This window comes from Pseudomonas sp. JAI111 (assembly GCF_024809425.1).
Lineage (GTDB): Bacteria > Pseudomonadota > Gammaproteobacteria > Pseudomonadales > Pseudomonadaceae > Aquipseudomonas.
Genome location: NZ_JANUCB010000005.1, coordinates 1 through 13,700, shown reverse-complemented (window position 1 = coordinate 13,700; position 13,700 = coordinate 1). Strand labels below are relative to the sequence as shown.

The window sequence follows — 13,700 nt, the reverse complement described above, 5'->3', positions numbered from 1 at the left end:
CGGAAAATGGCGGAAGGCAGCCGGAGTCGAACCGGCCCGGGAACGGATGCCGTCCCCAACCGGGTTTGAAGCCCGGCCGCGCCACCGGGCGCGATTGCCTTCCTTGACGTCAGTGATCGTTGGGTTGAGCCAAGGCATTGTCCAGACGTATATGGCGCTTGTCGCCCATGCGACGGGTCAGGCCGAGCCGGTCGAAGTACTCGAGAATCTGAATGCTGCGCTTGCGTCCCAGGCCCACGGCATCGCGAAACGCCGTGACCTGAATCACCGGGTTCTGCGCCGCCAGTTGCACAAGCATAGCCGCCAATCGACGCAGGACTGCATCGGTGTAAAACAGGTCACGAACGACTTGATGCACCAACCCCAACCTCGCCATCTTGCGCAAGAGCAGGCGCACCGCCGCTTCGTCATGGCCCAGGTCGCGCACCCATGGCGCGTCGAAACCGGCCTGTTCGAATAACGGCTGCAGGCGTTGCCAAAGGGCTTGATCCGCTTCGCTCAAGCGCACCTGATGTTGCGGTAAATGCAGCCAGGGACCGCTGGCCAGGATCGCACCACTGGCCAGCAACTCCTCGACCAGGCGGATGAACGTCGGTCGATCCAACGATGTTCCAGAGAAGCGCCGCAGTCGGTCGCGGTCGGGTCCCATTTGATCCGGTTCGAGTTGATGAAAGCGCGCCAGATGCTCCAGCAATGTGGCCTTTGAGGCGTCCCAGCGTGCTGCGCTAAACAGCAACGAACCCTGGCGCGTATCGATCAAGCAGATATCGGCCGGCAAAATCCAAGTGTCGCGCGGCCGGTCGAACTGACGCTCGAGGCGCTGCGGATCGAGCCCGGTATCGCTGTTCACCAACAATGCAGGCAAAACGTCTTCCAGCTCGCTGCATGTCGCGAGCGCCTCTAGCTGCGCCAATCGCTCGGGACTGCGGCGTTGGCGGGTCGGCGCGAACGGATCGAGTACCCGGCCACCGCCGAGGGTGCGTTGGGCGCTCTGGTCGCGCAGAATCACAGGATCGCCTTTCACCGCTTGCACCGGTGCATTCAACAGAATCTGCGCAAACATTCGCTCGCCGGGCGCCAGGCTCGACCCCTCCAGCAACGCCACTCGCCCGGTGACATCCTGAGTGCCGAGGTGAACATGCACCGGCTGAAAATGCTCGAAGGCTTTGGGCTCGCTAGCCAGCAAGCGCAGGTCGATATCCAGGCGCTGGGTCGGTGCGTACAGCCACTCGGCCACCAGCCAATGACCCCGGTGAATCTGCTCCAACGCCAACCGCTCGGCGCTGAGGTTCAACGCAACACGCTGCCCCGCCACCGCCGTGCCTGCCGCTTGATTTTGCGCATGCAGACCCCGCACCCGCACCGCTTTGCCCAAGGGACCGAGCGTCAACGTGTCGCCCACGGCAACCTGTCCGGATAACGCGGTGCCGGTCACCACGATGCCGGCGCCGGCCACGCTGAACGCTCGGTCAATCGCCAGCCGAAAACCACCGCGAGTGCTGCGCTGATGGACCTCACGTTGTGCGTGCAGCAAGGCCGCCCGCAGTGCCTCGACGCCTTCCCCGGTCACGCTCGACAGCGCAATTTGCGGCGCATCGGCAAAAGGTCCCGGCGCCAATAACGTTAGGATTTGTTCGCGCACCGCCTGCACCCGGGCCGGATCGACGCGGTCGCATTTGCTGATGGCCACCAGCGCCCGCGGGATGCCCAGCAGTTCGACAATCGCCAGATGTTCACGGGTCTGCGGCATGACGCCGTCGTCGGCGGCGACCACCAACAACACCAGGTCGATCCCCTGGGCTCCGGCCAACATATTGTGGGTGAAACGCTCATGACCGGGCACGTCGATAAACCCAGTCAGTGGCGCGCCCGGCTCCAATGCAACGTAGAGATAGCCGAGGTCGATGGTCATCCCGCGTTCGCGCTCTTCGCGCCGCCGGTCGCCGGCCTGGCCGGTCAATGCCTGGAGCAACGCCGTTTTGCCGTGGTCGATGTGCCCGGCCGTGCCGACAATCATTCTTGCACCTGCAATTGATCGAGTTGCGCCAACCACGCGGCTTCGTCGTCCAGTTGCCGCAGGTCCAGCCACAACGCGTCGTCGTCAATCCGGCCCAGCACCGGAATGCTCAATTGGCGAAACGCTGCCTCAAGCGCCAGCAATTGCCGGCCACGCAGACGCTTGCTGACCAGCGGGCGCAGGCACAACGCCGCGCTGGGCAATCGCGCCACCGGTTGGCTGCCGCTGCCGATCATGCCCAGTGCCGGCACTGCGCTGACGTTCCAGCCCTCTCCCACCGCTTGCGCCAGAGAAGGTTGCAAGCGCTCCGCCTGGGCGAGGATGTCGGCCTGCGCCCGGGTCAGCAGGCGCAGACTCGGCAGCCGTTCGGCCAAGCGATCCGGATCGCGGTACAAACCCAACACCGCTTCGAGCGCCGCCAGGGTCAGCTTGTCGACGCGCAATGCGCGCTTGAGCGGGTTCTTCTTGATCCTGGCGATCAGGTCTTTGCGGCCAACGATCAAACCGGCCTGGGGACCGCCCAGTAACTTGTCACCGCTGAAGGTGACGATGTCCGCACCATCGATCAGCGCCTGGCGCACCGTGGGTTCGGCGGGCAAACCCCAGCGAGTCAGGTCCAGCAAACTGCCACTGCCGAGGTCTTCGAGCAGCGGTAACCCGTGTTTATGCGCCAGCGCCGCCAGTTCGGCGGTCGGCACGCGTGCGGTGAAACCTTCGATGTTGTAGTTGCTAGCGTGCACGCGCATCACCAGACCACTGCGCGGGCCGATGGCCGCTTCGTAATCGCGGGCATGGGTGCGGTTGGTGGTGCCGACTTCATGCAGCCTCACCCCGGCCCTGGCCATGATGTCGGGAATGCGGAACGCGCCGCCGATTTCGATCAGTTCGCCCCGGGAAATAATGCCTTCCTTGCGCGCGCCCAGGCTGTTGAGCGTCAGCAGCACGGCGGCCGCGTTATTGTTGACCACCGTCACCGCCTCGGCACCGGTCAGCTCGCGGATCAGGCCTTCGATCAGGTCATCGCGGTCGCCGCGCTTGCCGCTGTGCAGATCGAATTCCAGGTTGAGCGGATAGCGTGCGGCCATTTGCACCGCGTCGATGGCTTCCTCCGGTAACAACGCGCGACCGAGGTTGGTGTGCAGGACCGTGCCGGTCAGGTTGAACACCCGGCGCACGTGACTACGCTGCTGGATCGCCAGGCGTTCGCCGGTTCTGCCGGCCAGTACCTCAGGGGTAATTTCAACGGCGTCGAGTTGCCCTGAAAGCACTTGCTCGCGCAGGTCATCAAGCAATTGCCGCAGGCTCGCCAACAGCGCATCCCGGCCATAACGCTCGGCCAATGGCTGGCACGCCGGATGACGTAGCAAGCTGTCGATGGAAGGCAGCCGCAAGGCCGGGCTGGCGGATCTGGCAGACATCAGGCGCTCCCGCAAACGTTGACCGTCGCGCCTGAGTGTAGCTGTTGTGTTTAATCGCCTCCCGGAGCGAGCAGAAGATTGGGTGCCGCGCGCAAGTAGCCTTCCTGCTCCAGGCGCATGTCCAGCATGAGGCTGGTGAGGTCAGCCGAGAGCGCTTCGGCCTCGGCGTCATTTTCCAGATAAAGCAGTTTCAGGTAGTGGTGGCAGCCGGGACAGGTTTCGGCGCGCAACGGCGCTTGATTGGCGGCGTAGCGGTCGTCATCGAGGCTGACGTATTCCAGGCCTTTGCTGTGCTCGCAATACACGCACTTGACCCGCACCACATGCCATTCGCAGGCACACAACGAGCACACCAGATAACGCAACCCGTTGTATTTGCCGCGATGGCGAATCACTCCGGCCATGGCCGGCGACCCACAGGCCGGGCACTGGCTGAGGCTGTCGCCGGGTTTCAACGCCAGGTCGGGCGTGCTCAGCAGCCAATGACTCCAGGCAGCCTGCAACGCGGCACCGAAAAACGGCACCAGCGCTGCCGGCAGCAATGAATATTGACCGCTGACCAAGGCGATCGCCCAGGCCTTGCGTTGCCCGGTATTGGCATTGCGCAACGCAGCGACGGCTTTCTCGACAGCAGACGTTGGCGCAGGTTGATATCGCTGCAACAAGGCATCGAGGTACGGCAACCAGGCGTCCTCGCGCGCCAGGCTGTCGGCGGCGAACGGCGGCAATCCGTGTTGTTGACAGATGTGCAGGCGCTCGGGATCGAGCGGCGCGGTGTCGGGTGGATCGTCCAACAGGTCTTGCTGGACGCGGCACAGGTCGGTCACCAGTCGCAGGTAATCGGCTAGTGGATGCCCGTCAGCGAGTTTTTCCAGACGCTGCGCCCGCAAGGCGAACAGGTTGATCGGGGGCAGGTGCAAAAACGGCGGTGAAGTCGCCGCCGCTTCGATTTCGCCAGGCTGAAGAATGGTCGCCAAGGGCTTATCCTTTTTTGCTGATCGGCCGGTCGGGATGCTCGTCGCGTGTCACTTCCCGATACCAGAGTTCATGGTGTTTCTTCGCCCAGGCGCGACTGACCCAGCCATGCGCCATGGCGCTGATCGAGCCCTTGATCCAGATGCCGGCATAGATGTGCACGATGATGCTCAGCACCAGCACGAAACCCGCCAGCGCATGCAGCAACATCGCCCAGCGAATCGCGGTGATGCCGAAGTACACGCTGAAGTAAGCGCGCCAGATCACCAGCCCAGTGAAGAGCAACACCAGCATGCACAGCAGCAGCGTCCAGAACAGCAGTTTCTGCCCCGGGTTGTACTTGCCGACGGGGGGCACGCCCTCTTCTTCATTGCGGATCACCCGCCCGACTCGCTTGAGCCACAAGCCGTCATTGCTGATAAAGAAGTTCGCCCGAAAGAACTGAATCACCAGGCCGAGGAACAGCACAAACATCACCACGCCCATGAACGGGTGCAGGATGCGTGTCCACGGCCCGCCGCCGAACAGGTGGCTGAGCCAGAACAGTGCCGGGTGGAACAACGCCAGGCCGGACAGCGCCGCCATGAAAAACAGGATCGCCACCAGCCAGTGATTGGTGCGCTGGTTGGCGGTGTAGCGAAGGATCTGTTTGCGGATCATGGCCGGTCCTCCCGTTTCGGATCATAGGTATGCACCGATGGATCGACTTCATGCACCGAAGGGTCTTTGAGCGGCGGCAGTTCATCCTCCTCGACCACTTGCGGGCCGATGCGCACGTAATGGAAGAACCCGGCCAGCACCGCCAGGCCCATGGCCAACAAGCCCAAAGGTTTGCTCACGCCCTTCCACAAGTGCACCAACGGACTGATCGTCGGGCTGGCCGGCAAACCGGCGTAGAGCGTCGGCGTGTCCGCGTGGTGCAGCACATACATCACGTGCGTGCCGCCAACGCCTTCGGGGTCGTACAGGCCGGCGTGGTCGAAGCCGCGACTCTTCAAGTCGACGATGCGTTCGGCGGCGTGTTCCTTCATGTCTTCCTTGCTGCCGAACACAATGGCGCCGGTCGGACAGGTTTTCACACAGGCCGGTTCCAGCCCCACTTCCACCCGGTCCGAGCACAAGGTGCATTTGTACGCCTTGTGATCTTTCTGCGAGATCCGCGGAATGTTGAACGGGCAGCCGGTGATGCAATAGCCGCAGCCGATGCAATGGTCCTGATCGAAATCGACGATGCCATTGGCGTGCTTGATGATCGCGCCGGGGCTGGGGCACGCCGCCAGGCAACCGGGCTCGGCGCAGTGCATGCAGCCGTCCTTGCGGATCAGCCACTCCAGGTTGCCGGCGTCGGTTTCATGCTCGGTGAAGCGCATCAAGGTCCAGGTGTCGGCGCTCAGGTCCTGAGGGTTGTCGTAGGTGCCGAGGTTGTGGCCGACGTCGTCGCGCAGCTCGTTCCATTCCGAGCAGGCGACCTGGCAGGCCTTGCAGCCGATGCACTTGGTGGTGTCGATCAGCTTGGCCACTTCCTCCTGATTGCGCACCGAGGACGGCACGGTGGTGGTGGCCGAACGGGCGATGATGTCTTGGCTGGCCATTTAGACTTTCTCCACGTTGACCAGGAATGACTTGGATTCCGGGGTCTGAGTGTTGCCATCGCCGAGGAACGGCACCAGGGTGTTGGTCAGGTAGCCGTGGCGCGTGAGCCCGGTAAAGCCCCAGTGCAGCGGGATACCGATCTGGTGCACGACCTGGCCGTTGACTTGCAGCGGCCGGATTCGCTTGGTCACCACCGCCACCGCTTCGATATGCCCACGCTTGGAACTGACCCGGACACGGTCGCCAGCGACGATGCCTTTTTCCTTGGCCAGCACTTCACCGATCTCGACGAATTGCTCGGGTTGGGCAATCGCATTGAGCTTGCAGTGCTTGCTCCAGAAGTGGAAATGCTCGGTCAGCCGGTAGCTCGTGGCCGCATACGGATAATCCTTGGCCACGCCGAGCGAATCCCACACCGAATCGAAGATCCTGGCAGCCGGGTTGCTGGTGGCTTTCTTGTTTTGCGGGTGCAGCGGGTTGATGCCGATTGGCGTCTCGAAGGGCTCGTAGTGTTCGGGGAATGGACCCTCGTTCATCTTGTCGACGGCGAAGAATCGCGCCACGCCTTCGGGGTTCATGATGAACGGATTCATCCCCGCTTCCGGCGCCACGTCGACCTTGTAGTCGGGCACGTCGGTGCCGCCCCAGACTTTGCCGTTCCACCACACCAGGCGTTTTTTCTCGTCCCACGGTTTGCCTTGCGGGTCGGCTGAGGCGCGGTTGTAGAGAATCCGCCGGTTCGCCGGCCACGCCCAGGCCCAGCCCTGATGTTGATGCATGCCGTAAGGGTCGCTGTTGTCGCGGCGGGCCATCTGGTTACCGGTCTCGGTCCAGCTGCCGCAGAAAATCCAGCAGCCTGATGCCGTGCTGCCGTCGTCCTTGAGCTGGGCGAACCCGGCCAGTTGCGCGTTGCCCTTGATCGCTGCGCCCGTGGCGTCGGTGAAATCGCTGACCGCGTAGCCGTTGATTTCCTTCGCCAGTTCTTCCGGCGACGGCTCTTCGGGCATCTTGTAGGGCCAGGACAGTTTGAGGATCGGCTCGGCGTAAGCGCCGCCATTGGCTTGATAACGCTGGCGCAACCGTATGAACAATTCCGCCATGATGCGGATATCGGTGCGCGCTTCGCCCGGGCCTTCGGCGCCTTTCCAGTGCCATTGCAGCCAGCGACTGCTGTTGACCAGCGAGCCGTCCTCTTCGGCGAAACAGGTGGTGGGCAGGCGGATCACTTCGGTCTGGATGTCGGCGCTCTTCACATCGTTGTACGGCCCGACATTGCGCCAGAACTCCGAGGTTTCAGTCGACAGCGGGTCCATCACCACCAGCCATTTCAACTTGGCCAGTGCCGCCATTACCCGGTTCTTGTCGGGCAGCGCGGCGATGGGGTTGAAGCCTTGGCACAGGTAGCCGTTGACCTTGCCCTGCCCCATCAAGTCGAACACTTTGAGGATGTCGTAGTTGGGAATGTCCAGCTTCGGCAAATAGTCGTAGGCCCAATTGTTCTCGGCCATGGCGTTCTCGCGGTACCAGGCTTTCATCAGGCTGACGTGGAATTTGCTGTAGTTCTGCCAATAGGACAATTGCCCCGGACGCAACGGTTTCTGCGTGCGTTTGACGATGTAGGCGTTGTAATCCTGCTCGGCATCCGCCGGCAAGGTCAGATAACCCGGCAGCGAATTGGACAGCAAACCGAGGTCGGTCAGGCCCTGGATGTTGGAGTGCCCGCGCAGGGCATTCACGCCCCCGCCCGGCATGCCGACGTTGCCCAGCAGTAATTGCACCATCGCGGCGCTGCGGATAATTTGCGAGCCGATCGAGTGCTGGGTCCAGCCCAGCGCATAGAGAATCGTCATGGTCTTGCCCGGTTGCGCGCAAGTGGCGATCTCATCCCAGATTTTTTGCATGGCATCGACCGGCATGCCACAGATCTGGCTCGCCAGTTCAATGGTGTAGCGGCTGTAATGCTGCTTCATCAATTGATAGACGCAGCGCGGGTCTTGCAGGGTCGGGTCGACTTTTACAAAACCATCGTCACCGAGTTCATAACCCCAGCCGGACTTGTCGGTATAGCTGCGCTTGGCGACGTCGTAACCGCTGAAGATGCCGTCCTCGAAGCCATAGCCGGCTTTGACGATGAACGACACGTCGGTGTAATTGCGCACGTATTCGTGCTGGATCTTGTCCTGGGTCAGCAGGTAGTTGATCAGCCCGCCCATGAAGGCGATGTCGGTGCCGGTGCGGATCGGCGCGTAATAGTCGGCCACCGAGGCCGTGCGGGTAAACCGCGGGTCGACCACGATCAGCCGCGCCTTGTTGTGCGCCTTGGCTTCGGTCACCCACTTGAAGCCACAGGGGTGCGCTTCTGCTGCGTTGCCGCCCATCACCAGGACCAGGTTCGCGTTGGCGATGTCGGTCCAGGTATTGGTCATGGCACCACGGCCGTACGTCGGGGCAAGACTTGCCACCGTCGGGCCGTGTCAGACACGCGCCTGGTTATCAAACCCCAGGATGCCGAGACTGCGAATGACCTTGTGGGTGATGTAGCCCGCCTCGTTGGACGCTGCCGACGCCGCCAGGAACCCAGTGGTCAGCCAGCGGTTCACCGTTTGGCCCTGGGCATTCTTTTCGATGAAGTTGGCGTCGCGATCGGCCTTCATCAGGTCGGCGACACGGTCCAGCGCTTCATCCCAGGAAATGCGCGTCCATTCCGTACTGCCCGGCTTGCGCACTTGCGGATATTGCAGGCGCCCGGGGCTGTGAATGAAGTCCAGCAGGCCAGCGCCTTTGGGGCACAGGGTGCCACGGTTGACGGGGTGGTCGGCATCGCCTTCGATGTGGATGATGCTCTGCGCGACGTTTTTGGCGGTATCGCCCTGGCTGTACATGATCACGCCGCAGCCTACCGAGCAATACGGGCAGGTGTTGCGGGTTTCATGAGTGTGGGCGAGTTTGAAATGGCGTACCTGCTCGGCGAAGGCTGTCGCGGGGAGCATGCCCAGCGCGCCGAGGCTCGAGCCCGCAAGGCCGATACCAGCGACCTTGAAGAACTGACGACGGTTGAGGTCCATCGTGCACTCCTGATCAGGTGGAAACCCGGTATTTTTGCCGGGTTTTTCTGGACGATCACGGTGGCGGCAGCGTGGCTACCGACATCTGAAACTTTAGCCAATGGGAGAACTGACTGCCTGAAAACCGACCATCGGGCAGTGCGCAGATTCCAGCCATCACACAAATCCTGTGGGAGCGGGCTTGCTCGCGAAGGCATGGTGTCAGCCGACATAAATGCTGGACTTGCCGGCCTCTTCGCGAGCAAGCCCGCTCCCACATGGGAATGTGATGTTCGGGCGATTACTGTCTCGCTCCCACAGGTCTTGGCGTTTATCATTGCGCCACGTTCAACCACGCTTTCTATGAGACTGAGCATGACCTTCGATTTTGATCAGGTGTTCGACCGCCACAACACCGGCAGTACCAAGTGGAGCCGCTACCCGGCCGATGTGTTGCCAATGTGGGTCGCCGACATGGACTTCGCCGCGCCGCCGGTCATCGTCGAAGCCCTGCGCAAGCGCCTGGAACACCCGATGGTCGGCTACAGCGTGCCTCAGGATGATCTGCGCGCCGCCGTCATTGCCGACCTCTGGAACAAGTACGCCTGGCGCGTATTGCCGGAAGAACTGATCTTCCTGCCGGGTGTTGAATCGGGTTTCAACATGGCACTGAAGGCACTGGTCGAGCCGCAGCAGAACGTAGTGGTCCAGGTCCCGAACTACCCGCCGCTGCGCCACGCGCCGGGTCACTGGGGTTTGAACAAGGTTGAGCTGGAATTCGATGCATTGGCCGACGGCACTTATGCCACGCAACTCGACGCCTTGAGCCAGGCACTCAAAGGCGGCGGCGCGCTGCTGCTGAGCAACCCGCATAACCCGCTGGGCAAAGTCTTCCCCCGGGAAGAACTGCAAGCCCTCGCCGACATCTGCCTGGAGCAGAACGCCTGGATCATCTCCGATGAAATCCACGCCGAGCTGTGTTTCGACGGGCGTGTGCACATTCTGACCGCTTCGCTGAGCCCACAGATCGCTCAGCGCACCATCACCCTGATGTCGGCGAGCAAGGCTTACAACATCGCCGGCCTGAAAACCTCCTTCATGATCATTCAGGACGCCGCGGTGCGCGCTCGGGTCAATCACGCCCGTTGCGGCATGGTCGACAGCGTCAACCCGTTGGGCATGGAAGCGACACGCGTCGCGTACAGCGAAGGCGGTCCGTGGCTGGCCGGGTTGAAAGCGTATCTGCAAAGCAATCGGGATTACCTGGTGGACGCGGTTCGCACCCGTCTGCCGGGCGTCACAATGAACATCCCGCAAGGGACGTACCTGGCGTGGCTCGATTGCACGGCCCTTGGGCTGGAAAATCCGCAGCGGTTCTTCCTCGACACGGCCAAGGTTGGCCTGAGCCCGGGTCTGGATTTCGGCGATAACGCCCAACAGTTCGTGCGCCTGAATTTCGGCTGCCCGCGGGCGTTGCTCGAAGAAGGTTTAGCTCGAATGGAACGCAGCCTGCTCAACCTTAAAGCCTGATACTCGCTTGATTGATCGTTCCCACGCTCCGCGTGGGAATGCAGCCCGGGACGCTCTGCGTCCCAAGAGCGGACGCAGAGCGTCCATTGAGGCATTCCCACGCAGAGCGTGGGAACGATCGGGAGAGGCACTGAAATCCAACCGAACTCAAGGCAAAGACACAAGGTCAACCCTTTGACTCTTGTGCCTTGAGAACGGAGATTTCCTGATGATTGATTACCCAAAACCACCCTTCAAGAAACAAGGCCAGGCTGTTCCCGGCTCGCAAAAGAAAATGGATCCCTACCCGGACTGCGGCGAGCAAAGCTACAAAGGCTCGGGCCGGCTGGACGGTAAAATCGCCCTGATCACCGGGGGTGACAGCGGTATCGGTCGGGCAGTCGCCATCGCCTTCGCCCGAGAAGGCGCGGATGTCGCCATTGCCTACCTCAACGAACACGAAGACGCACAGGAAACCGCACGCTGGGTCGAACAGGCCGGGCGCCAATGCGTGCTGCTGCCCGGCGACATTGCACATAAAGCACAATGCCAGGCGCTGGTCGACAAGACCGTCGAGCGCTTCGGCCGGATCGATATTCTGGTCAACAACGCTGCCTTCCAGATGACTCACGAGAACTTCGAAGACATCCCGGACGAAGAATGGGTCATGACCTTCGACGTGAACATCACGGCCATGTTCAGGATCTGTCAGGCCGCGCTCAAGCACATGAAGGCCGGCAGTTCGATCATCAACACCAGCTCGATCAACTCGGACATGCCCAAACCCTCCCTCCTCGCCTACGCTACGACCAAGGGCGCGATCGCCAACTTCACCGGCGGCCTGGCGCAGATGCTCGGGCCGAAAAACATTCGGGTGAACTGCGTGGCGCCCGGGCCGATCTGGACACCCTTGATCGTCTCGACCATGCCCGATGAAGAAGTACAGAACTTCGGCGCCCAAACCCCGTTGGGGCGGCCTGGTCAACCGGTGGAAGTGGCGCCGATTTATGTGCTGCTGGCATCGGACGAGGCCAGTTACATCACGGGGCAACGGTATGGCGTCACGGGCGGCAAGCCGATGCTGTGATCGCGCCTGTCCTGACGTCTTGCACCTCACCGGGTAGACGTAACGTTCGGTTGATCGCATTGAACCCGCCAACGCGGCGCCCCTGACGAGTACCGATCATGAGCTTTATTTTATGGGTGGCCGTGTTGGGCGCCGTGCTGCTGACGCTGGCACTGACCTCGTCGTACCTGCGCTGGATGCCGGTGACCACTTCTGCCGTCTGCCTGGCGCTGGGGGTCGGCATCGGGCCGGCGGGGCTCGGGCTGTTGAAACTCGACACCAATGACGCTTCCAGCTGGATGGAGCACCTGACGGAAGTTGCGGTGCTCTTTTCATTGTTTGTCTGCGGCCTGAAATTGCGCTCGCCGCTCAAGGAAAAGAACTGGCGGATCGCCTTCGGTCTCGCCGGTCCGGTCATGGTTTTGACCATTGGCGGCCTCAGTCTGTTGCTGCATTACGGGCTGCAGTTGTCCTGGGGTGCCTCGGTGCTGATCGGTTCGATACTGGCGCCAACTGACCCTGTGCTCGCCGCCCTCGTCCAGGTCAACGACGCGCGGGACGACGACAGCGTGCGTTTTGGCCTGTCCGGTGAAGCCGGACTCAATGACGGCATCGCGTTTCCGTTCGTGATCCTTGGCCTGCTTCTGCTGCAACACGATGGCAACCCCGGCTGGCTCGGCGACTGGGTGCTGCGCAGTGTGCTCTGGGCAGTTCCCGCCGGATTGCTGACGGGATACTGGATGGGGCGCGGTATCGGGCGGTTGACGTTATCGCTGCGAATCAAGAATGACGACAGCACGCTGTCCCCGAACGACTACCTCGCCCTCGCCCTGATCGCCCTGGCCTATGTCGGCGCCGAGTCCATCCACGCCTATGGTTTCTTGTCTGTGTTCGCTGCCGGCCTGGGGTTGCGTCAAGCCGAGGTGAAATCCACCGGCGAATCACAACCGCCCGCCGAGCACTTGGTTCAACCCGTTGTCGGTCATCAGAACGTCGAACCGCAACACGCTGTGCATGGCGACACCGAGCATCTTGAGGACACCCAAGTCGCGGCAGGGATCATGATGGGTGACATGCTCGCCTTCGGTAGTTTGGTGGAACGGGCGATGGAAGTGTTTCTGGTGACGCTGCTGGGCGTGGTGCTGATCGCGCACTGGGACTGGCGTGCGTTGCTGGTCAGCGGGGTGTTGTTTTGCCTGATTCGGCCCTTGAGTGTCGTGGTCATGCCCTGGGGCGGGCTGCTCGACGGGCGGCAGCGGATGTTGATTGGCTGGTTCGGCATACGTGGCATCGGCAGTCTGTATTACCTGTTCTATGCCTTGAACCACGGGCTGGATCACTCGGTGGCGACCCTGTGCACTGACCTGACGTTGTCGGTGGTTGCCTTGAGCATTCTGATTCACGGCGTCAGCACGCAACCTACCCTCGCCCATTACGAACGCAGCAAGAAACAGGTTTTTTGATTTTTCGACTGTATATCTTTGGCTGAATTATCGAATTTTCATCTTTAAAAAGTTGAAATCCCCGTGAAACCCGACAGTCACAACGTTAAACCCGCCTCGGTTTTGCAGGCAGGAGACGACAGTGTTCGGTTCCACTGTGGCAACGATGCCGTTCAAAGGGACCTCGGATAAGAAGAAGGTGCCTGTCATGACTCAATGTTCCTCTCCCGATCAGATCAAGGCCTGCCGCACGTTCGCTCTGGAACGCAACCGGCAGTTGTTCGAAGAAGCCCAGTTGTTGAGTCGCTGTGCCTTTGAATTGCTTGAAGGCGGCGATCTGGATGTGGAGCTGTTTGAGCGATATCGGGCGTTGCGCAGAAAGGCTGATCAGAAGTTTCAGGAAGCGATCGAGCATCTGAGATTGCTTAATGAAGATTTTCCGCCGATTCCGATGTCGGCCAACCATTCCCAGCGGTTGCGTGAGTCACTTGAGCTTTGAGCTTGAATGCGGTTGGGGTTGGGTTGGGGTTGGGGTTGGGTACATATCCGTTTCTGCGGTAACGGCGGCTTAGGGTTCCGCCCTGACGGCGGGTCACTTGGAGAAGCGCCAAGTAACCAAGCGCTTTTGCCCCTGAC

The 13,700-nt window shown here is 61.5% G+C and carries 10 protein-coding genes and 1 tRNA gene; 4 read left to right on the top strand and 7 right to left on the bottom strand.

Annotation, left to right across the window (positions count from 1 at the left end; translation table 11 throughout):
- Window positions 1-7: 7 nt before the first annotated feature.
- The 7 genes from HNR03_RS16885 to fdnG all read right to left on the bottom strand — a co-directional run bounded on the left by HNR03_RS16885 (window position 8) and on the right by fdnG (window position 9,068).
- Window positions 8-103, bottom strand: a tRNA-Sec gene (locus tag HNR03_RS16885).
- Between the two features lie 6 nt (window positions 104-109).
- Window positions 110-2,017, bottom strand: a complete 1,908-nt coding sequence (gene selB, locus HNR03_RS16880; protein WP_259154742.1) for a selenocysteine-specific translation elongation factor — start codon at window positions 2,015-2,017, stop codon at window positions 110-112.
- The gene (gene selA / locus HNR03_RS16875) at window positions 2,014-3,435 is read right to left on the bottom strand and encodes an L-seryl-tRNA(Sec) selenium transferase (protein WP_259154741.1); all 1,422 of its coding nucleotides are present in this window, start codon (window positions 3,433-3,435) and stop codon (window positions 2,014-2,016) included. The genes selB and selA overlap by 4 nt, the downstream gene beginning before the upstream one ends.
- 50 nt (window positions 3,436-3,485) lie before the next feature.
- A complete protein-coding gene (fdhE, locus tag HNR03_RS16870; RefSeq protein WP_259154740.1) occupies window positions 3,486-4,412 on the bottom strand; it encodes a formate dehydrogenase accessory protein FdhE in 927 nt (308 codons plus the stop codon).
- Between the two features lie 4 nt (window positions 4,413-4,416).
- Entirely contained in the window at window positions 4,417-5,070 is a 654-nt protein-coding gene (locus tag HNR03_RS16865; protein ID WP_259154739.1) for a formate dehydrogenase subunit gamma, read from the bottom strand.
- A complete protein-coding gene (gene fdxH, locus HNR03_RS16860; RefSeq protein WP_259154738.1) occupies window positions 5,067-6,002 on the bottom strand; it encodes a formate dehydrogenase subunit beta in 936 nt (311 codons plus the stop codon). Before fdxH ends, HNR03_RS16865 begins: the two co-directional genes overlap by 4 nt.
- Window positions 6,003-9,068 carry a formate dehydrogenase-N subunit alpha gene (fdnG, locus tag HNR03_RS16855; protein ID WP_259154737.1) on the bottom strand — a complete coding sequence of 1,022 codons (3,066 nt, stop codon included), beginning with the start codon at window positions 9,066-9,068 and terminating at the stop codon, window positions 6,003-6,005. It lies immediately after the preceding gene.
- Window positions 9,069-9,422: 354 nt separating this feature from the next.
- Here fdnG and HNR03_RS16850 point away from each other — a divergent pair, with 354 nt between their 5' ends.
- The 4 genes from HNR03_RS16850 (at window position 9,423) to HNR03_RS16835 (ending at window position 13,563) form a co-directional block, all read left to right on the top strand.
- Window positions 9,423-10,577 carry a MalY/PatB family protein gene (locus tag HNR03_RS16850; protein ID WP_259154736.1) on the top strand — a complete coding sequence of 385 codons (1,155 nt, stop codon included), beginning with the start codon at window positions 9,423-9,425 and terminating at the stop codon, window positions 10,575-10,577.
- Between the two features lie 208 nt (window positions 10,578-10,785).
- Window positions 10,786-11,643, top strand: coding sequence for an SDR family oxidoreductase (locus HNR03_RS16845; protein ID WP_259154735.1), 858 nt, complete (start codon window positions 10,786-10,788; stop codon window positions 11,641-11,643).
- A 98-nt stretch (window positions 11,644-11,741) separates the two neighbouring features.
- Window positions 11,742-13,085 carry a sodium:proton antiporter gene (locus HNR03_RS16840; protein ID WP_259154734.1) on the top strand — a complete coding sequence of 448 codons (1,344 nt, stop codon included), beginning with the start codon at window positions 11,742-11,744 and terminating at the stop codon, window positions 13,083-13,085.
- A gap of 145 nt (window positions 13,086-13,230) precedes the next feature.
- The gene (locus tag HNR03_RS16835) at window positions 13,231-13,563 is read left to right on the top strand and encodes a hypothetical protein (protein ID WP_259155162.1); all 333 of its coding nucleotides are present in this window, start codon (window positions 13,231-13,233) and stop codon (window positions 13,561-13,563) included.
- Window positions 13,564-13,700 lie beyond the last annotated feature (137 nt).

Coding starts and splice junctions, on each gene's coding strand:
- HNR03_RS16865 (WP_259154739.1), bottom strand. CDS start 5,070: ATGATCCGCAAACAGATCCTTCGCTACACCGCCAACCAGCGCACCAAT.
- selB (WP_259154742.1), bottom strand. CDS start 2,017: ATGATTGTCGGCACGGCCGGGCACATCGACCACGGCAAAACGGCGTTG.
- HNR03_RS16835 (WP_259155162.1), top strand. CDS start 13,231: ATGCCGTTCAAAGGGACCTCGGATAAGAAGAAGGTGCCTGTCATGACT.
- HNR03_RS16840 (WP_259154734.1), top strand. CDS start 11,742: ATGAGCTTTATTTTATGGGTGGCCGTGTTGGGCGCCGTGCTGCTGACG.
- fdxH (WP_259154738.1), bottom strand. CDS start 6,002: ATGGCCAGCCAAGACATCATCGCCCGTTCGGCCACCACCACCGTGCCG.
- HNR03_RS16845 (WP_259154735.1), top strand. CDS start 10,786: ATGATTGATTACCCAAAACCACCCTTCAAGAAACAAGGCCAGGCTGTT.
- HNR03_RS16850 (WP_259154736.1), top strand. CDS start 9,423: ATGACCTTCGATTTTGATCAGGTGTTCGACCGCCACAACACCGGCAGT.
- selA (WP_259154741.1), bottom strand. CDS start 3,435: ATGTCTGCCAGATCCGCCAGCCCGGCCTTGCGGCTGCCTTCCATCGAC.